This is a genomic window from Ancylobacter vacuolatus (assembly GCF_030813595.1).
GTDB lineage: Bacteria > Pseudomonadota > Alphaproteobacteria > Rhizobiales > Xanthobacteraceae > Ancylobacter > Ancylobacter vacuolatus.
This window is the reverse complement of sequence record NZ_JAUSUH010000003.1, coordinates 94623-119975: the sequence shown is the minus strand read 5'-3', so window position 1 is coordinate 119975 and position 25353 is coordinate 94623. Positions and strand designations below refer to the sequence as shown.

General features: G+C 68.8%; 25 protein-coding genes, 1 tRNA gene and 1 riboswitch. Of the genes, 12 read left to right on the top strand and 14 right to left on the bottom strand.

Features of this window, described 5'->3' with window-relative positions; genetic code table 11:
- Positions 1 to 118: 118 nt before the first annotated feature.
- Together phnE and J2S76_RS08410 are read left to right on the top strand one after the other, a co-directional pair.
- A complete protein-coding gene (gene phnE / locus J2S76_RS08415) occupies positions 119 to 943 on the top strand; it encodes a phosphonate ABC transporter, permease protein PhnE (protein WP_307059402.1) in 825 nt (274 codons plus the stop codon).
- Between the two features lie 194 nt (positions 944 to 1137).
- Positions 1138 to 2886 carry an ABC transporter ATP-binding protein/permease gene (locus J2S76_RS08410; RefSeq protein ID WP_307059400.1) on the top strand — a complete coding sequence of 583 codons (1749 nt, stop codon included), beginning with the start codon at positions 1138 to 1140 and terminating at the stop codon, positions 2884 to 2886.
- A gap of 4 nt (positions 2887 to 2890) precedes the next feature.
- Here J2S76_RS08410 and clcA read toward each other — a convergent pair whose 3' ends face one another.
- The 3 genes from clcA to J2S76_RS08395 form a co-directional block, all read right to left on the bottom strand.
- Entirely contained in the window at positions 2891 to 4192 is a 1302-nt protein-coding gene (gene clcA / locus J2S76_RS08405) for a H(+)/Cl(-) exchange transporter ClcA (protein WP_307059398.1), read from the bottom strand.
- Positions 4193 to 4311: 119 nt separating this feature from the next.
- A complete protein-coding gene (locus J2S76_RS08400; protein WP_307059396.1) occupies positions 4312 to 5262 on the bottom strand; it encodes an ABC transporter substrate-binding protein in 951 nt (316 codons plus the stop codon).
- Between the two features lie 71 nt (positions 5263 to 5333).
- A riboswitch (TPP riboswitch) is annotated at positions 5334 to 5450 on the bottom strand.
- A 202-nt stretch (positions 5451 to 5652) separates the two neighbouring features.
- Positions 5653 to 6852 carry a winged helix-turn-helix domain-containing protein gene (locus J2S76_RS08395; protein ID WP_307059394.1) on the bottom strand — a complete coding sequence of 400 codons (1200 nt, stop codon included), beginning with the start codon at positions 6850 to 6852 and terminating at the stop codon, positions 5653 to 5655.
- A gap of 279 nt (positions 6853 to 7131) precedes the next feature.
- Here J2S76_RS08395 and J2S76_RS08390 point away from each other — a divergent pair, with 279 nt between their 5' ends.
- The gene (locus J2S76_RS08390) at positions 7132 to 7902 is read left to right on the top strand and encodes a siderophore-interacting protein (RefSeq protein WP_307059392.1); all 771 of its coding nucleotides are present in this window, start codon (positions 7132 to 7134) and stop codon (positions 7900 to 7902) included.
- A 17-nt stretch (positions 7903 to 7919) separates the two neighbouring features.
- On the opposite strand, the gene J2S76_RS08385 is transcribed toward J2S76_RS08390, so the two are convergent.
- Positions 7920 to 8684 carry an ABC transporter permease gene (locus J2S76_RS08385; protein WP_307059390.1) on the bottom strand — a complete coding sequence of 255 codons (765 nt, stop codon included), beginning with the start codon at positions 8682 to 8684 and terminating at the stop codon, positions 7920 to 7922.
- A gap of 208 nt (positions 8685 to 8892) precedes the next feature.
- On the opposite strand from J2S76_RS08385, the gene J2S76_RS08380 reads away from it, so the two are divergent.
- The 3 genes from J2S76_RS08380 to J2S76_RS08370 all read left to right on the top strand — a co-directional run bounded on the left by J2S76_RS08380 (position 8893) and on the right by J2S76_RS08370 (position 11369).
- Positions 8893 to 9738 carry a universal stress protein gene (locus J2S76_RS08380; RefSeq protein ID WP_307059388.1) on the top strand — a complete coding sequence of 282 codons (846 nt, stop codon included), beginning with the start codon at positions 8893 to 8895 and terminating at the stop codon, positions 9736 to 9738.
- 250 nt (positions 9739 to 9988) lie between these two features.
- Positions 9989 to 11089: a choloylglycine hydrolase family protein gene (locus J2S76_RS08375; RefSeq protein WP_307059384.1), complete on the top strand. Its 1101-nt coding sequence runs from the start codon at positions 9989 to 9991 to the stop codon at positions 11087 to 11089.
- A gap of 76 nt (positions 11090 to 11165) precedes the next feature.
- Entirely contained in the window at positions 11166 to 11369 is a 204-nt protein-coding gene (locus J2S76_RS08370) for a hypothetical protein (RefSeq protein ID WP_126279673.1), read from the top strand.
- 16 nt (positions 11370 to 11385) lie between these two features.
- Here J2S76_RS08370 and J2S76_RS08365 read toward each other — a convergent pair whose 3' ends face one another.
- Together J2S76_RS08365 and J2S76_RS08360 are read right to left on the bottom strand one after the other, a co-directional pair.
- Positions 11386 to 11763, bottom strand: a complete 378-nt coding sequence (locus J2S76_RS08365) for an A1S_2505 family phage non-structural protein (protein WP_307059380.1) — start codon at positions 11761 to 11763, stop codon at positions 11386 to 11388.
- Positions 11764 to 11890: 127 nt separating this feature from the next.
- Positions 11891 to 11967, bottom strand: a tRNA-His gene (locus tag J2S76_RS08360).
- Positions 11968 to 12154: 187 nt separating this feature from the next.
- Here J2S76_RS08360 and J2S76_RS08355 point away from each other — a divergent pair.
- Both J2S76_RS08355 and J2S76_RS08350 read left to right on the top strand, forming a co-directional pair.
- Positions 12155 to 12352, top strand: a complete 198-nt coding sequence (locus tag J2S76_RS08355; RefSeq protein WP_307059378.1) for a DUF4089 domain-containing protein — start codon at positions 12155 to 12157, stop codon at positions 12350 to 12352.
- Between the two features lie 8 nt (positions 12353 to 12360).
- Positions 12361 to 13770 (top strand): AtzE family amidohydrolase, encoded by a 1410-nt coding sequence (locus J2S76_RS08350; RefSeq protein WP_307059376.1) that lies wholly within the window; start codon positions 12361 to 12363, stop codon positions 13768 to 13770.
- 67 nt (positions 13771 to 13837) lie between these two features.
- Here the strand turns inward: J2S76_RS08350 and J2S76_RS08345 are convergent, their stop codons facing one another.
- Together J2S76_RS08345 and J2S76_RS08340 are read right to left on the bottom strand one after the other, a co-directional pair.
- Positions 13838 to 14611, bottom strand: a complete 774-nt coding sequence (locus J2S76_RS08345; RefSeq protein WP_307059374.1) for a TIGR02186 family protein — start codon at positions 14609 to 14611, stop codon at positions 13838 to 13840.
- A complete protein-coding gene (locus tag J2S76_RS08340) occupies positions 14608 to 15534 on the bottom strand; it encodes a sulfite exporter TauE/SafE family protein (RefSeq protein ID WP_307060196.1) in 927 nt (308 codons plus the stop codon). The genes J2S76_RS08345 and J2S76_RS08340 overlap by 4 nt, the downstream gene beginning before the upstream one ends.
- 322 nt (positions 15535 to 15856) lie before the next feature.
- On the opposite strand from J2S76_RS08340, the gene J2S76_RS08335 reads away from it, so the two are divergent.
- Positions 15857 to 17137, top strand: coding sequence for a PQQ-dependent sugar dehydrogenase (locus tag J2S76_RS08335; RefSeq protein WP_307059373.1), 1281 nt, complete (start codon positions 15857 to 15859; stop codon positions 17135 to 17137).
- A gap of 68 nt (positions 17138 to 17205) precedes the next feature.
- Complete coding sequence (locus tag J2S76_RS08330) at positions 17206 to 17541, top strand: c-type cytochrome (protein WP_307059371.1); 336 nt, start codon at positions 17206 to 17208, stop codon at positions 17539 to 17541.
- 82 nt (positions 17542 to 17623) lie between these two features.
- On the opposite strand, the gene J2S76_RS08325 is transcribed toward J2S76_RS08330, so the two are convergent.
- From J2S76_RS08325 to J2S76_RS08300, 6 genes are all read right to left on the bottom strand, one after another.
- Positions 17624 to 18289, bottom strand: a complete 666-nt coding sequence (locus tag J2S76_RS08325; protein WP_307059369.1) for a pyroglutamyl-peptidase I — start codon at positions 18287 to 18289, stop codon at positions 17624 to 17626.
- Complete coding sequence (locus J2S76_RS08320; protein ID WP_307059367.1) at positions 18289 to 18675, bottom strand: response regulator; 387 nt, start codon at positions 18673 to 18675, stop codon at positions 18289 to 18291. Before J2S76_RS08320 ends, J2S76_RS08325 begins: the two co-directional genes overlap by 1 nt.
- Before the next feature lie 114 nt (positions 18676 to 18789).
- Positions 18790 to 19791 (bottom strand): methylmalonyl Co-A mutase-associated GTPase MeaB, encoded by a 1002-nt coding sequence (meaB, locus tag J2S76_RS08315; RefSeq protein ID WP_307059365.1) that lies wholly within the window; start codon positions 19789 to 19791, stop codon positions 18790 to 18792.
- Position 19792: 1 nt separating this feature from the next.
- The gene (locus tag J2S76_RS08310) at positions 19793 to 20653 is read right to left on the bottom strand and encodes a branched-chain amino acid aminotransferase (protein ID WP_307059363.1); all 861 of its coding nucleotides are present in this window, start codon (positions 20651 to 20653) and stop codon (positions 19793 to 19795) included.
- Between the two features lie 5 nt (positions 20654 to 20658).
- The gene (locus J2S76_RS08305) at positions 20659 to 22056 is read right to left on the bottom strand and encodes a M20/M25/M40 family metallo-hydrolase (protein WP_307059361.1); all 1398 of its coding nucleotides are present in this window, start codon (positions 22054 to 22056) and stop codon (positions 20659 to 20661) included.
- Between the two features lie 131 nt (positions 22057 to 22187).
- Complete coding sequence (locus J2S76_RS08300) at positions 22188 to 23717, bottom strand: helicase HerA-like domain-containing protein (protein ID WP_307059359.1); 1530 nt, start codon at positions 23715 to 23717, stop codon at positions 22188 to 22190.
- 151 nt (positions 23718 to 23868) lie between these two features.
- On the opposite strand from J2S76_RS08300, the gene folP reads away from it, so the two are divergent.
- Together folP and folK are read left to right on the top strand one after the other, a co-directional pair.
- Positions 23869 to 24711, top strand: coding sequence for a dihydropteroate synthase (folP, locus tag J2S76_RS08295; RefSeq protein ID WP_307059358.1), 843 nt, complete (start codon positions 23869 to 23871; stop codon positions 24709 to 24711).
- Positions 24701 to 25252: a 2-amino-4-hydroxy-6-hydroxymethyldihydropteridine diphosphokinase gene (folK, locus tag J2S76_RS08290; RefSeq protein ID WP_307059356.1), complete on the top strand. Its 552-nt coding sequence runs from the start codon at positions 24701 to 24703 to the stop codon at positions 25250 to 25252. The genes folP and folK overlap by 11 nt, the downstream gene beginning before the upstream one ends.
- Positions 25253 to 25353: the final 101 nt, after the last annotated feature.

Sequence of the window (25353 nt, the reverse complement as noted above, 5' to 3'; positions counted from 1 at the left end):
GGTCCCGCATCCTGCCCACCGACAAACGTCATCCCGGACGGCCGAAAGGCCGATCCGGGATCGCTGCGACAGAGCCCGCCCATGACGCAGGCTGGACGACGATCACGGGGATAGCCACATGTTTGCCGCTGCCGACGACGCCCACCGCACCGCCACGCGCACCATGCCGGCGCCGCCGGTGACGCCGCTCACGACACGGCTGTTCCGGCTGGTGCTGGCCGCTGTCACGGTCGTCATCCTGGTGGCCGCCTGGTACGAGGCGGAGATGAACCCGGCGCAGCTCTGGCGCGATTCCGGGAACATGGCGACACTCGGCGCCGACTTCCTGCGCCCCGATTTCACCGACTGGGACGTCTACGTCAACGCCATGCTGGAGACGCTGGCGATCGCCATCTGGGGCACCGTGCTGGCGGTGATCGCCGGCATCCCGCTCGGCATCCTCTCGGCCGAGAATGTCGCGCCGCACTGGATGGTGTTCACCGTGCGCCGGCTGATGGACGCCTGCCGCGCCATCAACGAGCTGGTCTTCGCGCTGATCTTCATCGCCGCCGTCGGCCTCGGTCCCTTTGCCGGCGTGCTGGCGCTGTTCGTGCACACCACAGGCGTGGTGGCCAAGCTGTTCTCCGAGGCCGTTGAGGCGATTGATCCCGCCCCGGTCGAGGGCATTCGCGGCACCGGCGGCACCTGGCTGCAGGAGGTCATCTATGGCGTGCTGCCGCAGGTGATGCCGCTGTGGATCTCCTATGCGCTCTACCGCTTCGAATCCAATGTCCGCTCCGCCACCGTGCTCGGCATTGTCGGCGGCGGCGGCATCGGCATGACCTTCAACGAGACCATGCGCGGCTTTCTCTATTCGCAGGCCTCGGCGATCCTGATCATGGTGGTGATCACCGTCTCGCTGCTCGACATGGTGAGCCAGCGCATCCGCAAGAAGTTCATCTGAGGCGCGCCGGCACGCCTTCCCCAGCGACGTGATGAAGCGCGGGCGCCCGGCGTCCGCGCTTTGCTTTTGCCAGTCGGCGCGGGGGTAACGGGGAATGGCGCCCAAGCTCTCCAAACGGTAATGTTGCGGCCACCCTCCCGCCAGCTTCGCCCGGCGTAGATGAGGCAATCGCGACCTCTGCCGGAGTAGCCCCCTTGCGTGCCATTTCCTCCCTGCTCGCCGATGTCTGGCGGCTGTCGATCCCCTATTTCCGTGGCGACGACAAATGGCGCGGCGGCGCGCTGCTGGCAGCGATCATCGCGATGGAGGTGGGCTGGGTCTATGTGATCGTGCTGATCAACCAGTGGAACGCGGTGTTCTACAACGCGATCCAGGAGAAGGACTACGCCACCTTCGTCCACCAGCTCTGGATCTTCAGCTTCTACGCCGCCTGCGCCATCGCCGTGGCGGTCTACCAAGTCTATCTGCGCCAGTGGCTGCAGATACGCTGGCGCACCTGGATGACGGAGAAATACCTCACCGCCTGGCTGGCGGACGAGACCCATTACCGCATGCGGCTGAAGGGCGACGAGGCCGACAACCCCGACCAGCGCATTGCCGAGGACATCAATTCCTATGTCAGCCAGACCATTGGCCTGTTCCTCGGCCTGTTGAGCGCGGTGATGACGCTGGGCTCCTTCGCCGTCATCCTGTGGGGGCTGTCGGGTGATTTCGCCTTCAACCTGTTCGGCACCAGCTGGGACATTCCCGGCTATCTCGTCTGGGCGGCGTTCGCCTATGCGGCGGCGGGCACGCTGATCGCCCACCTGATCGGCCGGGTGCTGGTGAAGCTGAACTACGACCAGCAGCGCTATGAGGCCAATTACCGCGTCGACCTCGTGCGGGTGCGCGAGAATGGCGAGCAGATCGCGCTGATGCAGGGCGGGCCGGTGGAGCGCGTGCGCCTGCTCTCGCGCTTCGGTTATGTCGTGCACAATTACTGGGGCATCATGATCGCTCAGAAGCGGCTGACCTGGTTCACATCGGGCTATGGCCAGCTCTCGATCATCTTTCCCTTCGTCGTGGTTGCGCCGGCCTATTTCACCGGTGCGATCCCGTTCGGCCAGCTGATGCAGACCGGCTCCGCCTTCGGCCAGGTGCAGGGCTCGTTCTCCTTCTTCATCAACGCCTATACGACGCTGGCGGAGTGGAAATCGGTGGTCGACCGGCTCATTGGCTTCGAGAAGTCGGTGCAGGCGACGCAGGCCGAGGCGCTGCGCAGCGCTTTCCACCGCGTGCCGGCAAAGGGCCCGGCGCCGCTGGCGGTCAGCGCCATGGAAGTGCGGCTGCCGGACGGGCGCGCCCTTGTCGAGGTGGCCGCGCTGGACCTCGCGCGCGGCGAGCGGGTGCTGCTCTCCGGCCCCTCGGGCAGCGGCAAGAGCACGCTTTTGCGCGCCATTGCCGGCATCTGGCCGCATGGCCATGGCGAGGTGGCGATCGCGCCCGGCGCGCGGGTGCTGACCCTGCCGCAGCGGCCCTATCTGCCCGTCGGCACGCTGCGCGGCGCGCTGGCCTATCCCGACCCGCTGGAAAAATACGACGACGAGCGGCTGCGCGAGGCGCTGGAGGCGGTCGGCCTGCCGGCTCTTGCCGCGCGGCTGGACGAGAGCGCGCCCTGGGCCTCCATCCTGTCGGGCGGCGAGCAGCAGCGGCTTGCGGTGGCGCGTGCGCTGCTGGTCGAGCCGGACGTGCTGCTGCTGGATGAGGCCACCTCGGCGCTTGATGAGGCGAGCGAGGGCGCGCTCTACCTGCTGCTGCGCGCGCGGCTGCCGCAGACCGCGCTGCTCTCCATCGGCCACCGCTCCACCCTGATCGAGCAGCACGAGCGCCAGCTGGTGCTGACCCGCGAGGGCGAGGGGCCGGCGCGGCTGATCGCTCTCGGGCCGGAGCCGGTGGCGGCGTAGGCGTTCAGCGCGAGGCGGCGGCGCGGGCCTCCGCCTCGATGGCGAGCGTACGCTCCAGCAGGATTTCGTAGATCGGCCGTCCGCCGAGCGCCAGGAACACCATGTGCGCGAAGATCGCTGAGATCATCACCGGCACCAGCACCGCATAGGCGCTGGTGAGTTCCAGCACCAGCACCATGCCGACCAGCGGCGCGCCGATGGTGGCGGCGAACAGCCCGCCCATGGCGGCGATGGCGAAGGTGGTGTGCGCCTGGTCCGGCAGGGTGAAGAACAGGTCCAGCGTGGTGCCGTAGCAGAGGCCGATGGTGGTCGCGAGCGCCAGGATCGGCGCGAAGATGCCGCCGGCCACCCCGGTGGAATAGCTCGCCATGGTCATGACGAAGCGCAGCAGCACCACGAAGGCCAGCATGGCCAGTGGCAGGTTCTCGCGGGTGAGCTGAACCGCCAGCAATTCGCCGCCCTGCGTCGCCTCCGGCCGCACGAACATCAAGACGCCCACGGTGAGGCCGACAATGGTCGGGAAGATGTAGAATGAGGTGCGCATGCCCAGCCGGCGCACATGGTCGAGCGACCAGACCAGCGTGCGGTTGAAGACGAAGCCGGCCACGCCGAGAAGGGCGCCGAGCACCACGAAGGCCGGCAGCCAGGCATAGGGGATGGTCGCGGCTTCCAGCAGCATATAGGGCCGGCTGCCGGTGAGGTACTCGGTGACGATGGCGCTGGCGATCGAGGCCAGCACCACGGCGATATAGGAGCGCGAGGAATAGGGGAACTGCCGGCGCGTTTCCTCGATGACGAACAGCACGGCGGCCAGCGGCGCGTTGAAGGCGGCGGCAAGGCCGGCCGCGCCGCCGGCGGCGAGCAGGGCGCGCATGTCCTCGCCCGACCATTTCATCAGATCGGAGGCCGCCTTGGCGACCGACGCGCCGATATGGATGGTCGGCCCCTCGCGCCCCAGCACCATGCCGGAGGACAGCGAGAGCATGCCGGCGACAAACTTCACAGGCAGCACGCGATGCCAGCGCACCTCGCGCAGCCCTTCCATCGCGCCCTCGATCTCCGGCACGCCGGAGCCGCTCGCCTCCGGGGCGAAGCGGCGCACCAGCCAGAGCGAGGCCACCGTCATCGCGGCGGCGACCAGCGCGGCGGCGGCATAGAGGGGGAAGCCGTCAAGGCCGAGGCCAGTGTCGAGATAGGCCGGCCAGGCGGCGGTGAGCGTCTCGACGCCGACATGAAAGGCGGAACCGAGAACGCCGACGACGGCGCCGATCCCGATTGCCACTGCGTGATACGGCACATTGCTCATGCCTGCCCCTCTGCATCCCAGCTGCCCCCGCATCGGTTAGCATCGCTGGGCGGGGATCGGAAGACCGGGCGGCGCTGCGCGTGCCGGCGCCGCCCGGCCGTGACGGCGGACGCAGGCGCCTAGGGCAGGGGCGGCGCGTAGACCGAGACCGGCTCGACCGTGTCGATCAGCCCGTGGCCCTTCATGAACTCCCCGAAGCGGGCATAGCGGCCGGCGTCCAAGCCCGCCGGGGCGTGGGCGAAGCGGCGCAGCGTGTCGGTCCAGGCGGTGCGGTTCAGCTCGTCGTCGAGCTTCGGGTTGGCCTTGACGAACAGCCCCCACGCTTCATCCGGATGGTTGAGGATGTAGATGGTGGCGTCCTCCACCGCCGCGAGGAAGCGCTTCAGCCGGGGATCGGCGAGCTTGTCCCTATGGGCGACATAGATCAGCTCGTCGAAGACAGGCACGCCGTGTTCCTCGGGGAAGAAGGCGCGGCCCTCCTTGCCCTCCAGGCGGATCTGGGTGAGCTCGAAATTGCGGTAGGCGCCGATCACCGCATCGACCTTGCCGGCGACCAGCGCGGGGGAGAGGGCGAAATTGACGTTGATCATGGTGACGTCGGTGGGCTTCAGCCCGACGCTTGCCAGCATGGTGACGAGCAGTGCGTCCTCCAGCCCGGCGACGGAATAGCCGACCGTCTTGCCCTTGAGGTCGGCGAGCGACTTGATCGGCCCGTCCTTCAGCACCACCAGCGCGGTGAGCGGGGTGGAGATGAGCGTGCCGAAGCGTGCGAGCGGCAGGCCTTCCTTCACCTGCAGATAGAGGCTCGGCTGGTAGCTGACCGCGATATCGGCCTGTCCGGCGGCGACAAGGCGCGGCGGGGCGGAGGGGTCGGCCGGGGCGACCAGCTCGACATCGAGGTCATGGGCTTTGAAGAAGCCCTTCTCCTGCGCGAGGATGAGCGGCGCGTGGTCGGGGTTCACATACCAGTCCAGCAGGACGGTGAGCTTGTCGGCCGCCGCTGCCGGCGCGAGGCCGAGCGTGACGGCGAGCAGCAGGGCGCCGGTGCGGGCGGCAAGGTTCTTGAACATGGATCTCCTCCCAGTTGGAGACCCGGCGCGAGCTTTCGGGGGAAATCCGGCGCGGACGCCTGTCCTGCAGGGCCCCGCCGTCGCTCCGTCCCTTCGCCGGCATGACCCGGATCAGGTTCAAAGGGTCTGGCGGCTGCCATCTCAGCCCCTTCAGCCTTGCGGCCGGCGGGACACCCCTCGGACGGATCGAGGCTAGCAGAGCGGCCGGGCAGGGGCAAATGGGGGGCTCGGAACGCCGTCATCCTGAGGTGCCCGGCCGTAGGCCGGGCCTCGAAGGATGCCCGCGCGGGCGCGTATGGCAGAACCATCCTTCGAGGCTCGCTGCGCTCGCACCTCAGGATGACGGCGCGTCTCATCAAGCCCGGAGATGAGGAAGGCGCCCGCCGCGCCTCACTCCCCCCGCCAGCCGTCGAGATAAACCGTGCGCTCCACGCCGGCGAAGCGGCCGAGGCGGGCGAGTTCAGCGTCGAGCGCCGCGAGCCGCCCGGCAGAGGCGCGCACACCCGGCTCCAGCCAGAGCCGGCGCACATCAAGCGAGCCGGCCTTGCGGTCCGCCTTCATGTCGATGCGCCCCACCATCCGGTCGCCTTCCAGGATCGGGAAGACGTAATAGCCATAGACGCGCTTTTCCGCCGGCACGAACACCTCGATCCGGTAGTTGAAACCGAACAGCCGTTCCGCCCGGGCACGGTCGCGCAGCAGCGGGTCGAACGGGCTCAGCACCCGCAGCCGCGCGGGCGGGGCGGGCAGGGAATCAAACAGCGCGGCGCTGCCGGCGAAGGCGTGCGAGGGGCGGGGTTTGCCCGCCACGCCCTCGATCAGCACCGGCTCCAGGCGGTCGAGATTGGCGGCGACCCAGCCCTTCGCCTCCTCCGGCGTGACGAGGTCCCAGAAGGCGGCGATCTCGCCTGAGGTGGCGAAGCCGAGCCGCTCCAGCGCCGAGGTGCAGGCCCAGTCGATGAAGGCCTCGCCCGTCATCTCGGGCACGCGGTGGGGTGCGGGGATGACGCGCTCGGTGAGGTCGTAGCGCTTCTGGAAGCCCTCGCGCCCGGCTATGGCCAGCGCGCCGGTGCGCCAGTGATATTCCAGCGCGGTCTTTTCCGGGTGCCAGTTCCACCAGCCGCCGGGCGGGCGCGGGCCGGCGGCCGGGTCCTGCTCGAAATCCCGCGCCATCAGCGGGCCCTCACGGCGCACCCGCTCCAGCACATGGTCGACATAGGTTTCGAAGCCGTTCTCGTGCCACGAGCGCCAGCGCGCCGCCAGCGTCTCCCGCGCCCGGGCGAAGCGGTGCTTCCACTGGGGGAAGAAGGCGGTGGGGATGATGGCCGCGTCATGCGTCCAGTGCTCGAACAGCGCGCCGTCCGCCTCCAGCAGGGCGGTGAGGTGCTCGCGCTTGTAGCTCGGGTTGCGGGCGAACAGGATGTGGTGGTGTGCCCGCTCCACCGTGGCGATGCTGTCCACCTGCACGAAGCCGATCGTCTCGATGAGTTCGAGCAGCCCGGCCTTGCTGAGCGCGCCGCGCGGGCGGCAGAGACCCTGCTTGGCGAGGAAGACGCGGCGTGCATCTGCATTGGCGAGGCGAATCGTCATGGCCCGATCTTAAGGCGCGGCGTGGAGCTAGAACAGATGGAGTACGAAACGCGCGCGGTCGTGAGCAGACGGCAATTGCGGGACGCGGCGAAGGAAATTAGAAAGGGGGCACTGCACGCGGAGCGCGGTGCATGCCGAGAGTGTCGCCTGGCATTGTCGGTGAACCGCGCGCGTGCACGTAAGCGTTAACGTCACTCAACGCGCATGATCGAACGGCCTTCGGGGCGTGATCGGCGCGGCTTTGTCCTGCCGGCACGTCCACGGCCGGAGAGGACCGAGATGAACGTTGCCAGCCCTGTTTTCCCCGCCGCCCCCACGCTGAACCGCCAGCGCTTCGAGCCGAAGCGGCGCAGCCTCACCGTGCTCTCCACCGAGCGTGTGACACCCTCCATGCTGCGCCTCGTGCTTGGCGGCGATGATCTTGCCGATTTCGTCAGCGCCGCGCCCGATGACCATGTGAAGGTCGCCATTGCCGGGCCGGACGGGGTGGAGGAGCGGCGCGACTACACGCCCCGGCGCTTCGATGCGGCGCGGCGCGAGCTCACCCTCGACTTCGCGCTGCACGAGGCCGGGTCCGCCACGCTCTGGGCGATGGCGGCCCGGCCGGGCGACCGGCTCGATGTGCTCGGCCCGCGCGGCTCCGCCGTGGTCGAGGGCGCCACGGTGGCCCAATGGCTGCTGATCGGCGATGAGACGGCGCTGCCCGGCATTGGCCGGCGCATCGAGGAGGCGGCCCCGGGCGCCCGCCTCACCAGCCTTGTCGCGGTGACAAGCGCCATCGAGGAGCAGCGTTTCGCCACGGCGGCGACGCTCGATGCGCGCTGGATCCATCGCCCGGCGACCGCGCTAACGCAGGCCGCCCCGTTCATTGCCGCGCTGGAGACGATCAAGCTGGAGCCGGCAACCTATGTCTGGGTTGCCGCCGAGGCGGGCGTGGCGCGGGCGGTGCGGGCCTATCTCGCCGACAGCCGCGGCGTGCCGATCGGCTGGATCAAGGCGGCCGGCTACTGGGTGATGGGCCAGGCCGACGCGCATGAGAAGATCGGCTGAGGCGAGACTGAGCCCGCTCAGGCGGGCGCGTTCTCTCCGGTGGTTTCCGGCGCCCAGGGCAGGAGGCGGGCGAGGCCGCGATCCACCAGCGTGAACAGGATGAGCGCCATCGCCAGCAGCACGGCGAGCGCGGCGAACACCATGTCGGTCTGCATCCGGGCGTTGGAATAGATCATGAGGTAGCCGAGCCCGGCCGAGGCGCCGACCCATTCGCCGACCACCGCGCCGATGGGGGCGACGGCGGTGGCGACCTTGAGCCCGGAGGCCAGCGCCGGCAGCGCGGCGGGAATGCGGATGAAGCGCAGGGTCTTGAAGATGCCGGCGCCGTTCAGCCGGGCAAGATCGACCAGCCCCTGCTCGGTGCGCGCCAGCCCGTCATGAAAGGCCGAGGCGACCGGGAAGAAGATGATGAGGCTCGCCATCACAATTTTCGAGGCGAGGCCGAAGCCGAACCAGATCACCAGCAGCGGGGCGATAGCGAAGACCGGCAGCGCCTGCGCCACCAGCAGCACTGGCCGCATGGCGCGGCGCGCCAGCGGCGAGGCGGCCATGGCCAGCGCGCAGAGGATGCCCAGCAGCGAGCCGCACAGCAGCCCCAGCAGCATTTCCCCCAGCGTGATGCCGGCATTGTGGACCAGCACGCCGGCATTGTTCCACGCTGTCATGCCGATGCGCAGTGGACCGGGCAGGATATAGGCGGGGACAGCGAGAAGCCGCACCGCGGCTTCCCACAGGCCCAGCAGGACGAGAATGACGGCAAATGCGCGCCCGATGGCGGCCATGGGGAGATTCCTGCCCGGCGAGTGCTGCAAGCGATTCCTGTATGCGTTGCAGCCCTTATAGCCGCCGCCCGGCAAATGCGCGACGCTAGCGCCAGCGAGGGGCTGGCTGCGGCAGGGATGGCGGGTTCGTAAAGACTTGACGGCCATCAATGCAGCCACACTTCTTGAGAGGCAAAAAAGTCGTGATCAACACTGTGGAGGAAACCAGATGATCAAGGACATTCTCGTCAGTCTGCGCGTGGGCGACGTTACGGAAGACGTCGCCGGCGATTATGCGGTCTCTGCCGCTGCCGCGCTCGACGCGCATCTGACGGGCGTCGCCGTGAGCTACGAGATCGACGTGCCGCCGGTCTACACGGAAGCCTTCTCCACCGACTTCATCGAGGCGCAGCGGGCGGAGGGCCAGCGCCAGGCCCGCACCTCGGTGGAGCGCTTCGGCGAGGCGGCACGCTCGCTCGGCCTCACCGGCGAGGTGCGCCTGATCGACGGCACGCCGGGCGGGGCGGCCGAGCAGATCGGCGTGATGGCCCGCCTCTACGACCTGACCATCGTCAACCAGGCCGACCCGGACAGGCTCGGCCCGGAGGATGTGGTGACCGAGGCGGTGCTGTTCGATTCCGGCCGGCCGGTGCTGGTGGTGCCGCGCAAGCAGCAGAAGCCGTTCTCGGCCAAGCGCATCATGGTGGCGTGGGATGGTAGCCGCACCTCGGCCCGCGCGGTGGCGGAGGCTCGGTCGCTGCTCGGCCACGCCCATCTGGTCGAGGCGGTGGTGGTCGATACCGGCAAGCCGCTGAAGAAGAAGGGGGTCGACCTGCCGGGCGCCGATCTCGCCCGCCATCTGGCGCGGCACGAGAAGACGGTGGAACTGCGCAACCTGGTGCCGACCGCCGGCGAGAGCATCGCCGACGTGCTGCTGAAGGAAGTGGCGGCGCGGGAGATCGATCTCGTCGTGATGGGCGGCTACGGCCATTCGCGGCTGCGCGAATTCGTGCTGGGCGGCGTCACCCGCGACATGCTGGAGCGGATGACGGTGCCGCTGTTCCTCGCCCATTGAGGCGCCCGCACCCGCGCGAAGAACCAGGCCCGGCGTCCGCGCCGGGCTTTTGCGTTTAAGGCCGGCGTCCGCGCCGGGCTTTTGCGTTTTGAGGCCGACGTCCGCGCCGGGCTTTTGCGTTTCCGGATGGTTGCTGCCGGCCGCCGGCGGGCTCGGCGCAAGCAAAACGTAAGATGTGAAGCGACAGGCCTGCCGGATGGCCTTACCTGTCCGCCGTGGGTCGACGACACGCAAACCGGAAAGGAAGACGATGAAAAAGCTTCTCGCCACCACTCTGGCGCTGCTCGCCTCCGTCAACATGTCGCTGGCCTGCACGGCGGTCGATCTCGTCGCCAAGGATGGCAGCGTCATCGCCGGCCGCACCATGGAATGGGCGTTCGACATGAAATGGCAGCTGGTGAGCCAGCCCAAGGGCACCGAGCTGACGCTGATCGCCCCCGCCGCGCTGGGCCTGCCGGCCCACAAGGTGGCGACCAAATATGCGGTGGTCGGCGTCAATGCCGGCATCATTCCCGGCGGGGCGCTGCTCGACGGGCAGAACTCCGAAGGCCTCTCCATGAGCGGCAATTTCCTGCCCGGCTTCACCCAGTACCAGACGGTGACGAAGGACGACAAACAGTACCAGACGGTGCTGACCTTCGGCTCCTGGGCGCTGGGCAGCTTCGCCACCGTGGCCGAACTGCGCGCGGCGCTGCCGGCGATGAAGGTGTGGGCGGACGACACGCTGCAGAGCGGCCCGACGCCGCCGACCATCCATTTCGTCTTCGTCGACCGTTCCGGCGCCGGCATGGTGGTGGAATATGTCGATGGGCAGGTGCAGATCCACGACAATGTCGCCCATGTGCTCACCAACGCGCCGACCTATGACTGGCACCTCACCAATGTCCGCAACTATCTCAGCCTGAGCACGGTGGGCGTCCCCGCCCGCGAGGTCGGCACGACGAATGTCACCGAACTCGGCCAGGGCGGCGGGCTGATCGGACTTCCCGGCGACTACACGCCGCCGTCGCGCTTTGTCCGCGCCACTCTGCTGCGCCACGGCGTGACCGAGCCGGCGGATGCCGGCGCGGCGGTGCAGGCGGTCGCCCATATCCTGAACAATGTCGACATCCCGCTCGGCATCGCCCAGTCGCGGCTGGCGGACGGCTCGATGGTCTCGGATTACACCCAGTGGGTGGTGGTGAAGGACCTGACCCACAACCGGCTGATGATCGCCGACTATGACAACCGGCTGAACTACCTCACCATCGATCTCGCCCCGCTGTTCGCGCAGACCACGCCGGCGGCGCGGCTCGTCACCGAGCTGCCCTATCCCAAGGCAAGCGCCGGCGCCGAGGTTCTGGCGCCCTGAGCGCGCCCGCCGGCCGGCCGGGGAGGCTGGCCGGCCGCTTGCATGGCACAGGACCCCCAGCGAGGAGGCCGTGCCGATGACATTGATCTCCCCCCCGACGCTGATGCGCCCGATTCCCGCATCGCCGCCACTGAACGAAGAGCGGGTGCGCGCCGCCGAGGCGTTCGCCCTCGCCTATGCCCGCAAAAGGGGCGGGCGGGTGCGGGTGCGCCCGGATGTGTGGCTGGAGCTGCGCGCCGCCGGCGCCGACATGTCGCTCTATATCTGCGACACGCGCTGAAGGGCGTTCGCGCGGCCTATTCGCCCGCGCCCTGCTGGCCGAGGGCGGCCTTGAACTCGTCCGGCAGCATCACATTGGCCGAGGCGTCCCTGAACATCGGGGCGATGTCGGCGGGGGTGTAGCCGGCAAGCCCGCAGCCGATCGGCGTGAGCTGGAAGGTGAGGTCCGGCCGGGCGGCGGCGAATTTCAGGAAGCGGCGGACATATTTCTGGATCTCCGGCAGCGGCAGCGTCTCGATGTCCCAGTCCTTGGTGGGAATGGCGAAGGCGGTGCCGGTGAGGCCGAAGCCGACCCCCCATTCGGCGTCCCGGTTGTCATGCGCCCAGCGCGCCGCCCCGCCCGCATGGATGCCGGCGAGGTTCGAGCCGAAGACGAAGACCGGGTTGCGCGCCATGCCGCGACTCCACCTATGCGCCGATGCGCCGGCCGACGCACGAGGGCCCTGCGAACACGGCACCCGTGCGGCGCGCCCGGGGCGCGCCGACACCATCCGGCGAAGAGGATAGGGGCGACGGGAATTCTGGTACAGCTGGGTGGGCTCGAACCACCGACCTCCGGTTCCACAGACCGGCGCTCTAACCAACTGAGCTACAGCTGCGTGCCAGAACGGCGCGGAACCTACTTTGGCGGCCGGCGCTTTGCAAGGCCACCGCGCACGCTTCCGCAAACGCCGTGGACAACCCGCCCTCCGGCCAGCGGTGGCGGGCCTCGCGGCGGCGGATGGCGCGTGGCATGCTTCCTGTATGAGCGGGACGGATACAGGCGCACAGCCGGGGAGGCATCGCATGCAGACAGGGCCGGCGGACGAATCGGGGAGTGGGGCGCTGCTTGATGCCGGGCTGAAGATCGCGGCGCTGAAGCTGGAGCCGGAGCTGCGCCCGCGCGTGCTGATGCATCTTGAAACCGCGATGGCGATGGCCGCGCTGGTCACGGATTTTCCGCTGCCCGACGAGGCCGAGCCGGCGCCGGTCTACCGGCCATGAGCGCGCCCATGCCTGTCGATAGCGACGCCGCGACCCTGCTCGCCGGGCCGGCCTGCGACCTGGCGGCGGCCGTGCGCGAGGGGCGGGTGAGCGCCCGCGCGGTCACGCAGGCGGCGCTGGCGCGGATCGCGGCGGTCGACCCGGTGCTGAACGCCTTCACCGATGTGACGCGCGAACGCGCGCTGGCCGAGGCCGACGCGCTCGATGCCGCCCGCGCCAGCGGGCAGGCGCTGGGCCCGCTGGCCGGCGTGCCGTTCGCGGCGAAAAACCTGTTCGATCTGAAGGGCCTGCCGACGCGTGCGGGCTCCAAGATCAACCGCGACCGGGCGCCGGCCCCGCGTGACGCGACGCTGGTGGAGCGGATGAACGCGGCCGGGGCGGTGTGCCTCGGCGGGCTCAACATGGGCGAATATGCCTATGATTTCACCGGCGAGAATGTGCATGACGGCCGTTCCGCCAACCCGCACGACCCCGCGCACATGTCGGGGGGCTCCTCCGGCGGCTCGGGGGCGGCGGTGGGTGGCAAGCTGGTGCCACTGGCGCTCGGCTCCGACACCAATGGCTCGATCCGGGTGCCGTCGTCCTTCTGCGGCATTTTCGGGCTGAAGCCGACCTATGGGCGGCTGTCGCGGGCGCGCAGCTTTCCCTTCGTCGCCAGCCTTGACCATCTCGGCCCCTTCGCCCGCCATGTCGGCGACCTCGCCGCCAGCTATGACGCGCTGCTGGGGCCCGATCCCGACGATCCCGCGCTTGCCGACCAGCCTGCCGAGCCGACGCTGGCGCGCCTCGATTCGCCCGGCGACCTCAAGGTCGCGGTGCTCGGCGGCTGGTTCGCCCGGCAGGGCACGCCCCAGGCCTATGAGGCGGTGGCCCGCGCCGCCAAGGCGCTGGGCGCGAGGCGGACGGTGGAACTGCCGGAGGTGGAGCGGGCGCGGGCGGCGGCCTATCTCATCTCGATGGCGGAAGGGGCGGCGCTGCATGAGGGGCGGCTGCGCGCTCGACCCGACGATTTCGACCCGGCGGTGCGCGAGCGCCTGCTGGCGGGGGCGGTGCTGCCGGCGACGTGGATCGCCCGGGCGCAGATCTTCCGCCGCTGGTTCCGCGAACGGGCGCTGGAGCTGTTCGCCGATTGGGACGTGCTGATCGCGCCCTCGACCCCGGTGCCGGCGCCGCGCGGCGGGCAGACCAGCTTCGTGCTCGACGGGCGGGAGATGCTGGTGCGGCCCAATATCGGCATCTACACCCAGCCGATCTCCTTCATCGGCCTGCCGGTCGCCGCCGCGCCCATCCCCACGGGCGAGCCCCTGCCGATCGGCGTGCAGCTCATCGCCGCCCCGTGGCGGGAGGACAAGGCGCTGCAGGCCGCAAGGGTGCTGGAGCGGGCGGGCGTGGCCCTCGCCCCCGAGCCTATGCTGTGAGGCGCGGAGCGTTTTCGAGCGAAGTGGGTACCGGTTCGCGTGAAGAAAACGCGATAAAGCAAACGATCTAGTCGCGCCGGAAGGCGAGATTGGCGATGAAGCCGACACCGAGCGCCATGAGCGCGGTGGCGAGGCCGTAGAGCCAGGGATGGTCCTGCGCTGTGGTGGCGACCGTCTGCTCAAAATCGATCTTCGCCACCTCCAGGCGCAGCGCCCCCCGGCTCATCAGCGCACCGTCGGCGAAGGTTTTCACCACCACCTCATAAGGGCCGATCGGGGCGGTTCCCGGAAGGGGGATGGTGGCGCGAAAAACGTTGGGCGCGATGAACTCGACCCCCGCCGGCCGCTCGAAATACAGTCCCTGCGCCTGCTTCACGCGGAGAAACGCCTGCCGGAACGGGTCCTGCGGCACCACATCGGCATAGTCCGAGCCGATCCGTTGCAGCAGGCGGTTATTGTCGAGCCCTACCTGCTCCTGCCGCAGCATCTCGGATCCGGCGATCAGCGCTGGGTCGCGGTTGGCGAGCACGGCGAGATAGGAGGGCGCGGCAAGGAAGCTGCGGCTGTCGGCATTCACCCACAGGCCGAGAAAGCGCTCCTTGCGCCAGGTGGTGAAGCTCTCGCTCGGCCCGCGCACGGTGACGATGACATCCTGGGGACGGGCCGGCGTCGCCGCCTCGCCGGGAGCGATGACGCCGAACAGCACGATCGTGTCGCCGGTGAAGTTCGAGGTGATGGTGACGCGCGCCTTGGACAGCGACAGCACCAGCTCGGCGCCGCGCGCATCGCCGCCGGCCAGCGCCAGCGCGAGGAGGAGCAGCGGCGCGGCGAGGCGTTTCATCGCGCCGCCTCATCGATCGAGACGGCGTAGAAATCGGCCGGGGTGACGATCTGGTCGACAGCGACGCGCAGGCCGACGGCGAGCACCAGCAGGCCCAGCAGCAGGCGCAGCTTTTCCGCCGGCATCGCCTGTCCGGCGCGGGCGCCGAACTGCGCCCCGATGGTGCCGCCGACCATCAGCACGAGACCCAGCACGGCGTCCACCGTCTGGTTGAGCACGGCGTGCATGAGAATGGCGGCGGTCATCGTCACCAGCGTCAGCATCAGCGAGGTGGCGATGGAGGTGAGGGTCGGCACGCGCAGCAGATAGATCAGCGCCGGCACCAGGATGAAGCCGCCGCCAATGCCCATCAACGCGCCGAGAAAGCCGATGGCGAAGCCGATCACCACCACCGGGATGACCGAGACATAGATGCGCGACTGGCGGAAGCGCATCTTGAACGGCATGCGCAGGAACCAGGGATGCGCCCCCGGCCGCTTCACATTGGTCTTCTCGCCGCGCCATTCGCGCAGCAGCGCCCGCAGGCTCTCCGCCACCATCAGCGAGCCAATGGTGCCGAGCATCACGATATAGGTGACGGCGATGACGAGATCGAGCTGGCCGTGCCGGCGCAGCAGCATGAAGGCGACCACGCCCGCCAGCGTGCCGGTGAGGCCGCCGGCCAGCAGCATCAGGCCCAATCGGACATCCACCATCCGGCGCCGCAGATAGGTGAGCGTGCCGGAAAAGGAGGAGGCGGCCATGTGGGTGGACACGCTCGCCACCGCCACCGCCGGCGGCACGCCGAGGAAGATGAGCAGCGGCGTCATCAGGAAGCCGCCGCCGACGCCAAACATGCCCGAGATGAAGCCGACCGCAATCCCCAGCGCCAGCAGCGTGAAGATGTTCACCGGCAGTTCCGCTATCGGCAGATAGATCGTCACGGGCAGGTCCGGCAGCGTCGGGAGCGTCGACAGGCCATAGCAGGATTCGCCCAACAAGGATTTAACGCCGGTCGTCGGCAGGGAGGCCGGCCCAGTTCTGCGCTGGTGCTATAATACATTATCAAAGATAATGTCGGGCAGTATTGCGTCGCCTGTTGTAGTAGTGGGATAATACATTTTTTGACGTGGTAATATTTTTTGTCCGCCAAGTTGATTTAGTGCAGGATACGCCAGCTTTGCTGACTTAACGTTTGCCTGAGGCATGCTAGCGTGCCGCGTCAACGGATCCGAACGAGGTCCGGCATGTCCAGGAGGAAACCCCATGTCTCTTTTTCGGCGCGGTTCGCGCAACGCGGCGCTTCTCGCATCTACCATGTTCGCGGGCGCGTTGATGCTGTCGGCTTCGGCCCAGGCCCAGTCGACCGACAATATGCAGAAGCTCTCGAACTTCCAGCAGACCGGCGCCTCCATGGAAATGGAAACGGTGCCGCAGACCGGCCCGCGCGTGGATGCGTTCAACAAGACTCTGGCCGGCATCAAGCTGCCGGACGGATTCAAGATCGCGCTCTACGCCATCGTGCCTGACGCACGCGAGATGGCGGTCGGCCCGACCACTGGCGTGGTGTTCGTCGGCACCCGCAAGTCGAAGGTATGGGCCGTCACTGACCGTGACAAGGACCGCGTCGCCGACGAGGTCAAGGTGTTCGCGCCCTCGATCCAGTTCAAGCTGCCGCACGGCGTGTGCTTCTCCAAGGACGGCTTCCTGTTCGTCTCCGAGCAGAACCGGGTGTTGCTGTTCCCGGCGGCCGAGTTCTTCTATGAGGGGCCGGATGTCGCTGCCTTCGAGGTCGTCAAGCAGGGCGAACTGATCCCGCCGGGCGAGGAATCCTACAACCACACGGCCCGCGTCTGCCGCATCGGGCCGGACAACAAGCTCTACATCACGCTCGGCAACCCCTTCAACGTGTTCGCGCCGGAGAAATTCGACCTCTACAAGAAGGCCGGCATTGGCGGCATCGTGCGGATGGATCGCGACGGCAAGAACCGCGAGGTCTATGCGTGGGGTATCCGCAATTCGGTGGGCATGGACTTCAACCCGAAGGACAAGACCCTGTGGTTCACCGATAATCAGGTCGACGGCATGGGCGATACCATCCCGCCCGGCGAGCTGAACCGCTCCACCGAGCTCGGCCAGAATTTCGGCTTCCCCTATTTCGGCGGCGGCACTGTCCGCACCGTCGAATACAAGGACCAGACGCCGCCGGCCGACGCGGTCAATCCGCAGGTGGAAATGGACGCCCATGCCGCTGATCTCGGCATGACTTTCTATACCGGCAAGCAGTTCCCGGCGAAGTATCGCGGCGGCATCTTCTCGGTGCAGCACGGCTCGTGGAACCGCACCGACCCGGTCGGCGCGCGGGTGATGTTCACCACGCTGAACGAGGACGGCACCGCCGCCAAGACCGAGCCCTTCGCCGAGGGCTGGCTGGTCGAAGGCGAATATCTCGGCCGTCCGGCCTCGGTGGCGCAGCTCAATGACGGCTCGCTGCTGGTAGCAGACGACACGTCGGGGGCGATCTACCGCATCTCCTACGAGAAGTAAGCGGGCCGCAGCCTCGCCCCTGCGCCTTCGGGCGCGGGGGCACATCTTTTTCTTGCCGGGAACAATCGATGAAACGAATGATCTGCGCGTCGCTGCTGGCGGTGGCGCTCGGCTGCGTGCCCGCCATGGCGCAGGACGCCAAGGCCGGACGCGCCAGGGCCTCCGCCCAATGCGCCGTCTGCCACGGCACCGACGGCATCGCCCAGCTGCCGACGGCGGCGAACCTCGCCGGCCAGCAGGAGGTCTATCTGGCCAAGGCGCTGGAGGATTTCCGCGCCGGCCGCCGCGTCAACGAGATGATGACGGTGGTCTCCAAGGACCTGAGCGATGCCGACATCGCCAATCTCGCGGCGTGGTACGCCTCGATGAAGGTCACGGTGCAGGTGCCCGAGCGCCAGCCCTGAGCGCCAGCTCTGAGAGCTTCGACACCGAACGGGGCGGAGGTCGCGCGCGTCGCGGCATCCGCCTTTTCGTTCGATCGCGGGCTCAGCCGCGCGGGCGGCTCTGGTGGAACTGGGCCAGCAGGGCGGCGAGCAGCGCCTCCAGCCCGTGGGCGAGGCGCGCCGGCGCGAGCCGGCCCGGGCGCGGCAGCGGCACATGGACGAAGACGGCCAGGCGCGGGCCGCCATCGCCCCGGCACCCGGCCCGTGCCCAGCCATAGGCGCTCCAGGCCAGCGCATTGCAGACATAGCGGCCGGCATGGCGCGAGAGCTGCGCCGGCACCCCGGCCATGCGCAGCGCCGCCAGCAGCGGTGCCGGCCGGGCGGTCAGCGCCCGCTCTGCCGGCGCGCCGGGTTGCAGCGGGCGGCTGGCGGGGCGGCGGTGGGCGGCATCAGGAAACACGCCCGTGGCGTTGCGCGCGATGCGTTCAATCGACACACGCTGGCGCCGGGCGGCGACGCCGAGCATCAGCACGATATCGGGCGCGGCGCGCTCCAGCAGGGCGGGGAAGACGGCCGCCTCGTCCCAGCGCGTCGGCAGCAGATGCAGCGCGACCTGCATTCCCGCAAGGCGGCGCCCGCGCGCCAGCAGCCGGGCGAGACGGGCGGACGGGTTGGCCGGCATGCCGGGAAAGCGGCCGAAGCCGGTGATGAGCACAGTAGGGGCGGTGAGAGGGGCGGCGTCCGAAGAAGGAACGCGCCCGGCAGGCATCAGGCGGCGCGCTTGTCCAGCGCCCGCGAGAGGGCGCCCTGCAGATCGGCGAGCTGGAACGGCTTGTTCAGCACCGGACAATTGCGCCAGGCGGCATCGATGGCGCTGTCGGAATAGCCGGTGGAGAAAATGATCGGGATGCCGTGGCTGGCGATCGCCTCGGCGATGTCATAGCTGTGGCGGGTGCCGAGATTGAGGTCGAGCATGGCAACATCGATCTCGCCATGGCGCGCGGCAACGAAGTTCAGCGCATCGTCGAAGCGCGATTCATTGCCGACGACCGTCGCGCCCAGTTCCTCAAGCATGCCCTCGATCATCATCGCGACCAGCGTCTCGTCCTCGACAACGAAGACGCGCTGGCCTGACAGCGTGGGCAGATCTTGCATGATGATATCCGTCACTCCTTCTGGTCGGGCTTGCCAATTCGGTGCCGACCAGGAACCGCCGCCGTTCTCTTCAATATTCTTCCATCATTTCGGCTTTTTTGCGAGCCCAAGGCCTCAACTGTCCGCCCAGCCGAAGAGGGCAGCGATCTTCGCGGCGCCGAGCGTGGGCGACAGCTCTCCGGCCGCGACGGCGTGCTCGATGGCCGGCAGCCGCGTCCGCAGCGCCGGCTCGGCGCGCATCTTCTCGCGCACCCGCTCGTCGAACAGGGTCCACATCCATTTCACCTGCTGGGCGCTGCGCCGTGTGCCAAACGCCCCCGCCGCCTCGCTGCGGGCGCGGTGCTTGAGCACCTCGTCCCACAGCGGGGCGATGCCCTCGCCGGTAAGGCCGGAATAGGTGAGCACCGGCGTCGACCAGAACGGCTCGCGCCCGCCCAGCACATGCAGCGCGGCGCGGTACTCGCTCGCGGCCGCCCGGGCGCGGGGGAGGTTGGCGCCGTCGGCCTTGTTCACGGCGACGATGTCGGCCAGCTCGATGATGCCCTTCTTGATGCCCTGCAATTCATCGCCGGCGCCGGGGAGCATGAGCACGAGGAAGGTGTCGGTCATGTCGGCCACCGCCGTCTCCGACTGGCCGACGCCGACCGTCTCCACCAGAACCACGTCATAGCCCGCCGCCTCGCACAGCAGCATCGTCTCGCGGGTGCGCGCGGCGACGCCGCCCAACGTGCCGGCGGCGGGCGAGGGGCGGATGAAGGCACGCTCCTCCAGCGCCAGCCGCCCCATGCGCGTCTTGTCGCCGAGGATCGAGCCGCCGGTGCGCGAAGAGGAGGGGTCCACCGCCAGCACCGCCACCTTGTGGCCCTGCGCGATCAGATGGCTGCCGAGTGAATCGATGGTGGTCGACTTGCCCACCCCCGGCACGCCGGTGATGCCGACCCGGATGGCGCGTCCGGTCTGTGGCAGCAGCGCCTGCAGCAGCGCGCCCGCCTGCGCGCGGTGCGCCGGCTTGCGCGATTCCACCAGCGTGATGGCGCGCGCGAGCATGGCCCGGTGGCCGGAGCGGACCCCCTCGACGAGGGTGTCGAGGGCGGGAAGCGGGGCGGGGTGGGACACCTCAGGAATGGGCGAACTCCCAATAGAGTTCGCGCGCCCGGCGATAGACCGGGCCGGGCTGGAGATCGCGCGCCTCGATCCGCGTGACCGGCGTCACCTTGGAATAATTACCGGTCGAGAAGATCTCGTCCGCCTCCAGGAAATCCCGCCAGGTGAGCGCGCCCTCCACCACCTCGATGCCGGCCGCGCGGAGCAGGCCGGCCGTGCGGGTGCGGGTGATGCCGGCGAGAAAGGTGCCGTTCGGCGCCGGGGTGAAGGCGACGCCGTCCTTTGCCAGAAACACATTGGCGGTGGCGAGCTCGGCGACATTGCCGATCATGTCGCACAGCACCGCATTGTCGAAGCCGCGGGCGTGCGCTTCCACCAGCGCCCGGCTGTTATTCGGGTAGAGGCAGCCGGCCTTGGCGTCGGTGACGGCGCATTCGAGGGTGGGGCGGCGGTAGCGCGACAGGGTGATCGCGGTGCCGTGGTCGGGGCTCGGCATGCCGGCCTCGTAGAGGCTGAGGCACCAGCGGGTCGATTCCGGGTCGGCATCGACCGTGCGCGCGCCGGGATATTCCGCCCAATACATCGGGCGGATGTAGAGCGCGGCGCCGGGCGCGAAGCGCTTGATGCCCTCATGGGTCAGTTCGACCCATTTCTCCACCGATACGAGAGGCTTCAGGCCCATCGCGACGGCGGACCGGTTCACCCGCGCGCAATGCTGGGCGAGGTCGGGCGTCACCCCCTCGAAGGCGCGGGCGCCGTCGAACACCGAGGTGCCGAGCCAGGCGGCATGGGTGCGCACCCCCATGATCGGGATGTTGCCCTCCTGCCATTCGCCGTTGAAGAAGCTCCAGGTCTGCGTCCAGTGATGCGACATATCCGCTACTCCGCCAGCGCCGCCAGGATGCGGACCCAGCTGCGAATGCCCTTGTGGAAGGAGGTGAGGTCGTATTTCTCGTTCGGCGAGTGGATGCGGTCATCGTCGAGCGCGAAGCCGACCAGCAGCGTGTCCTGCCCCAGCACCTTCTTGAACTGGCCGACCACGGGGATGGAGCCGCCCTCGCCATAGGTGACGGCGGGCGCGCCCCATTCGTCGCCGAGCGCGCTCGCGGCCTTGGCCAGCAGCGGGTTGTCATGGGCGACAGCGACAGCGGGGTTGCCCTCGCCGCTGAGGAATTCGACGGTGCAGTCGGGCGGCAGCTTCGAGCGGATATAGGCGCGTACGCAATCGCGCACATGGGCGGGGTCCTGGTCCGCCACGAGGCGGCAGGTGATCTTGGCGGTGGCGATCGAGGGGATGACGGTCTTGGCACCCTCGCCGGTATAGCCGCCCCACATGCCGTTGACCTCGAAGGTCGGGCGGGTCGACACCATCTCGATCAGCAGCCGGTCCTTCTCGCCGATGGGATGGGAGAGGCCGATCGGGCCGAGGAAGTTCGCCGTCGTCAGGTCGAGCTTGGACCAGGACTCACGCATGTGCTCGGAGGGCTCGACCACGCCGTCATAGAAGCCGGGAATGGTGATCCGCCCATCCGGCCCGTGCACGTCGCCAATGATCTTCGAGATCACATGCAGCGGGTTGGCGGCAGCGCCACCATAATAGCCGGAATGCAGGTCGCGATCGGCGGCGCGCACGATGAACTCGTCATGCATCAGCCCGCGCAGCGAGAGGATGATGGCCGGGGTCTGCGCGTCCCACATGCCGGTGTCGCAGACCAGCGCCAGATCGGCCTGCAGCTCATCCTTATGAGCCTCAAGGAACGGGCCGATATGGGCCGAGCCGCTCTCCTCCTCGCCTTCGACGACGATCGCGACCTCCACGGGCAGGCTGCCGATGGTGCGGATATAGGCGCGGCAGGCCTCGACAAAGGTCATCACCTGGCCCTTGTCGTCGGAGGAGCCGCGGGCGACGATCCGCTTCACGCCCTCCGCATTTTCGACAATGCGCGGCTCGAAGGGCGGGCTGTCCCACAGGTCAAGCGGATCGACCGGCTGCACGTCGTAATGGCCGTAGAACATCACCCGACGCGCCGCGCCCCCGGACGAGGTGCCGGTGACGATGGGGTGGCCGGGCGTGTCGTTCAGCTTCGCGGTGAGGCCGAGCGTGGCGAGGTCGTCCGCCAGCCACTGGCCGGCGCGGCGGCACTCGGCGGCATAGGCGCGATCGGTGGAGATGGAGGGGATGCGGAGAAAGGCGAACAGACGCGCGAGGGAGGCGTCGAGATCGGCGTCGACGGCCGCGAGCACGCGGTCGAGGTCTGTGCTGGAGAGAGCGGCCATGAAGTTGTGTCCCGTTACCTGATTGCCGTCATCCCGGAGCGGCCACAGGCCGCATCCGGGATCGTAAATGCGAATGCGGTGGGCGATCCCGGCTCTGCGCTTCGCTTCGGCCGGGATGACGTCGTCGAATTCTACCGTCGGCGCGCGCCGCCCAGCACGTTGCGTAGAATGGCCTTTGTCACCTCATTGGTGACCTGCCGCGTCACCTGGTTGACCATGCGCTCGCCCATGCTCATGCCGCCGCGCGGTCCACGCCGGAACAGACCGCCCAGCGCGTCGGACAGCCAGCCGCCGCTTTGCGGTTCGGCCTCGGCCGGCGCGGGCGCGGCCTCGGGCGCGGTGGCCTCTTCCGCGCGCTTGGCGAGGATCTCATAGGCGGATTCGCGGTCCAGCGTTTCGTCATAGGCGTGGCGCACCGGGCTTTGGGCGAGCGCGACCTGGCGCAGTTCCGGGGTGATCGGCCCGACGCGGGCGGCGGGCGGGGCGATGAGGGTGCGCTCGACCATGGAGGGCGTGCCATTGCCCTCCAGCATGGAGACCAGCGCCTCGCCCTTGCCAAGCTCGGTGATGACCTGCGCCGTGTTCAGCCTCGGGTTGGGGCGGAAGGTGTCGGCCGCCGCCTTCACCGCCTTCTGGTCGCGCGGGGTAAAGGCGCGCAGCGCGTGCTGCACCCGGTTGCCGAGCTGGGAAAGCACGCTGTCGGGCACATCGAGCGGGTTCTGGGTGACGAAATAGACGCCGACGCCCTTGGAGCGGATGAGCCGCACCACCTGCTCGATTTTCTGCAGCAGCGCCTTGGGCGCGTCGTCGAACAGAAGATGCGCCTCGTCGAAGAAGAACACGATCTTCGGCTTGTCCGGGTCGCCGATCTCGGGAAGCTCCTCGAACAGCTCCGACAGCAGCCACAGCAGGAAGGAGGCATAGAGCCGGGGCGAGCCCATCAGCCTGTCGGCGGCCAGCAGCGAGATGGTGCCGTAGCCCGAACGCGGCTCGACCCGCATGAGGTCGGTGATTTTCAGCGCCGGCTCGCCGAAGAATTTGTCGGCGCCCTGATTCTCCAGCACCAGCAGCGCCCGCTGGATGGCGCCGACGGTCGCGGGCGAGACATTGCCATAGGTGGTGGTGAGCTTGCCCGCATTCTCCGCCACGAAGGCGAGCATGGCGCGCAGGTCCTTCAGGTCGAGCAGCAGCAGGCCCTGCTCGTCGGCGATGCGGAAGACGACGTTGAGCACGCCTTCCTGCACGTCGTTGAGGTCCATCAGCCGCGCCAGCAGCAGCGGGCCCATCTCCGAGACGGTGGCGCGCACCGGGTGGCCCTGCTCGCCGAACAGGTCCCAGAAGATCACCGGGAATTCGTCCGGCACATAGTCGATGCCGATTTCGGCGCAGCGTTTGACGATCCAGTCCTGCCCCTCGCCGGGCATGGCGACGCCGGAGAGATCGCCCTTGATATCGGCTGCGAAGACCGGGACGCCGGCGCGGGAAAAGCCTTCCGCCAGCGTCTGCAGCGTCACCGTCTTGCCGGTGCCGGTGGCGCCGGTGGCGAGGCCGTGGCGGTTGGCGAGCTTCAGCGCGAGATATTCCGCCTTGCCCGTCGCCGCGCCGCCCTCGCTCGATGGGCTTCGCCCGACGAAAATCCTGCCGTCGGTGTCACCGGACATGGCCGTCTCCTGAGCACGCTCGCGTCGCCTCCTTTAGAGCGCAGGCGGGGGCGGTTCGGCAAGCGGGGAGGAGGGCGAGTTGGCGGCTGGCGCTTGCGTTCCGCCGCGCGGCGGGCGATTTGGGAGGCGAGACAGCAACGCCGGGAACATGATGGCCTCTCTCCTCCCGCCCACAGAGCGCATTTTCGACGCGTGCGGCCGCCGGCTGGACTATGCCGGCCGCACGCTGGTGATGGGCATTCTCAATGTGACGCCGGATTCCTTCTCCGATGGCGGGCGCAGCGCCATGCTCGACGACGCGCTGGCCAATGCCCACCGGCTGGTGGCGGAGGGGGCGGATATTCTCGACATTGGCGGTGAGTCCACCCGCCCGGGCCACACGCCGGTGCCGGCGGAGGAAGAGCTGCGCCGCGTGCTGCCGGCGGTCGAGGCTCTGGCCGGGCTGCCGGTACCGCTTTCCGTCGACACTCAGAAGGCGGTGGTGGCCGAGGCGGCGCTGAAGGCCGGCGCCTGCATCGTCAACGACATATGGGGGCTGATGGGCGACCCGGAGATGGCGCGGGTCGCCGCCGCCTATGACGCCGGCGTCGTAGCGATGCATAACCGGGCGAATGTCGACCCCGCCGTCGACATCGTCGCCGACATCCTCGGGTTTTTCGAGCAGGCGCTGGAGCGGGCGGCGCGCGCCGGCATCCGGCCCGAGCGTATCGCCCTCGATCCCGGCATCGGCTTCGGCAAGACCTTCGAGCAGAACCTCAAGGCGCTCGCCTCTCTGGAGACGTTTGCGCGGCTCGGCTTCCCGATCCTGCTCGGCACCTCGCGCAAATCGCTGATCGGCAAGGTGATCGAGACCACGCCGGCCGAGCGGCTGCCGGGGACCATCGCCTCCAATGTTCTCGGCATCATGGCCGGCTGCGCCATCATCCGCGTGCATGACGTGGCCGCCCATGTGCAGGCGGCGCGGGTGACGGAGGCGATCCTCCATGCCTCCTAAGCTGCCTCATGAGTTCTTCGTTCGCCGGCCGCGCAAGGTCGAGAAAGCCGTGGCCTATCTCTGCCTCGGCTCCAATCTAGGCGACCGCGCTGGCACCATGGCGAAGGCGGTGGGGCTGATCGCCCGCACGGGGCTGAAGATCATCGCCCGTTCCTCGCTCTACGAGACCCCGCCCTGGGGGCCGGTGCCGCAGGGGCCCTATCTCAACATGGTGGTGGCGGTGGAAACCGAACTCTCGGCGCGCGAACTGCTGCACATGCTGCTCGGCGTCGAGCACGCGTTTGGCCGCGACCGCAGCCGCGAGGTGCGCTTCGGGCCGCGCACCATCGACATCGACATATTGCTCTATGGCGACGAGGTAGTAGCCGAGCCGGACCTCGAAATCCCGCATCCGCGCATGATGGAGCGGGCCTTCGCGCTAATTCCGCTGAGCGAACTGGCGCCCGACCTCACTGTCGGCGGGGTGGCGGTGACGGCGGCGCTGGCCGGGCTCGACCGCAGCGGCATCGTCAAGGTGGAGCCGCAGCCGGCGAGCGACTGACACGCGAGGGGGCATGTGCGAGAGGGCGGACCGACGCACGAAGGGCGGCGGATCGCTCCGCCGCCCGCTCGTCCGTCGCGCCTTGGGAAGGAGAGGGCGCC

What these genes read in the sequence shown, in the direction of transcription:
- phnE (WP_307059402.1), top strand. Translation starts at nt 119, where the DNA reads ATGTTTGCCGCTGCCGACGACGCCCACCGCACCGCCACGCGCACCATG.
- clcA (WP_307059398.1), bottom strand. Translation starts at nt 4,192, where the DNA reads ATGAGCAATGTGCCGTATCACGCAGTGGCAATCGGGATCGGCGCCGTC.
- J2S76_RS08400 (WP_307059396.1), bottom strand. Translation starts at nt 5,262, where the DNA reads ATGTTCAAGAACCTTGCCGCCCGCACCGGCGCCCTGCTGCTCGCCGTC.
- J2S76_RS08395 (WP_307059394.1), bottom strand. Translation starts at nt 6,852, where the DNA reads ATGACGATTCGCCTCGCCAATGCAGATGCACGCCGCGTCTTCCTCGCC.
- J2S76_RS08390 (WP_307059392.1), top strand. Translation starts at nt 7,132, where the DNA reads ATGAACGTTGCCAGCCCTGTTTTCCCCGCCGCCCCCACGCTGAACCGC.
- J2S76_RS08385 (WP_307059390.1), bottom strand. Translation starts at nt 8,684, where the DNA reads ATGGCCGCCATCGGGCGCGCATTTGCCGTCATTCTCGTCCTGCTGGGC.
- J2S76_RS08380 (WP_307059388.1), top strand. Translation starts at nt 8,893, where the DNA reads ATGATCAAGGACATTCTCGTCAGTCTGCGCGTGGGCGACGTTACGGAA.
- J2S76_RS08375 (WP_307059384.1), top strand. Translation starts at nt 9,989, where the DNA reads ATGAAAAAGCTTCTCGCCACCACTCTGGCGCTGCTCGCCTCCGTCAAC.
- J2S76_RS08370 (WP_126279673.1), top strand. Translation starts at nt 11,166, where the DNA reads ATGACATTGATCTCCCCCCCGACGCTGATGCGCCCGATTCCCGCATCG.
- J2S76_RS08365 (WP_307059380.1), bottom strand. Translation starts at nt 11,763, where the DNA reads ATGGCGCGCAACCCGGTCTTCGTCTTCGGCTCGAACCTCGCCGGCATC.
- J2S76_RS08355 (WP_307059378.1), top strand. Translation starts at nt 12,155, where the DNA reads ATGCAGACAGGGCCGGCGGACGAATCGGGGAGTGGGGCGCTGCTTGAT.
- J2S76_RS08350 (WP_307059376.1), top strand. Translation starts at nt 12,361, where the DNA reads ATGCCTGTCGATAGCGACGCCGCGACCCTGCTCGCCGGGCCGGCCTGC.
- J2S76_RS08345 (WP_307059374.1), bottom strand. Translation starts at nt 14,611, where the DNA reads ATGAAACGCCTCGCCGCGCCGCTGCTCCTCCTCGCGCTGGCGCTGGCC.
- J2S76_RS08335 (WP_307059373.1), top strand. Translation starts at nt 15,857, where the DNA reads ATGTCTCTTTTTCGGCGCGGTTCGCGCAACGCGGCGCTTCTCGCATCT.
- J2S76_RS08330 (WP_307059371.1), top strand. Translation starts at nt 17,206, where the DNA reads ATGAAACGAATGATCTGCGCGTCGCTGCTGGCGGTGGCGCTCGGCTGC.
- J2S76_RS08325 (WP_307059369.1), bottom strand. Translation starts at nt 18,289, where the DNA reads ATGCCTGCCGGGCGCGTTCCTTCTTCGGACGCCGCCCCTCTCACCGCC.
- J2S76_RS08320 (WP_307059367.1), bottom strand. Translation starts at nt 18,675, where the DNA reads ATGCAAGATCTGCCCACGCTGTCAGGCCAGCGCGTCTTCGTTGTCGAG.
- J2S76_RS08310 (WP_307059363.1), bottom strand. Translation starts at nt 20,653, where the DNA reads ATGTCGCATCACTGGACGCAGACCTGGAGCTTCTTCAACGGCGAATGG.
- J2S76_RS08305 (WP_307059361.1), bottom strand. Translation starts at nt 22,056, where the DNA reads ATGGCCGCTCTCTCCAGCACAGACCTCGACCGCGTGCTCGCGGCCGTC.
- J2S76_RS08300 (WP_307059359.1), bottom strand. Translation starts at nt 23,717, where the DNA reads ATGTCCGGTGACACCGACGGCAGGATTTTCGTCGGGCGAAGCCCATCG.
- folP (WP_307059358.1), top strand. Translation starts at nt 23,869, where the DNA reads ATGGCCTCTCTCCTCCCGCCCACAGAGCGCATTTTCGACGCGTGCGGC.
- folK (WP_307059356.1), top strand. Translation starts at nt 24,701, where the DNA reads ATGCCTCCTAAGCTGCCTCATGAGTTCTTCGTTCGCCGGCCGCGCAAG.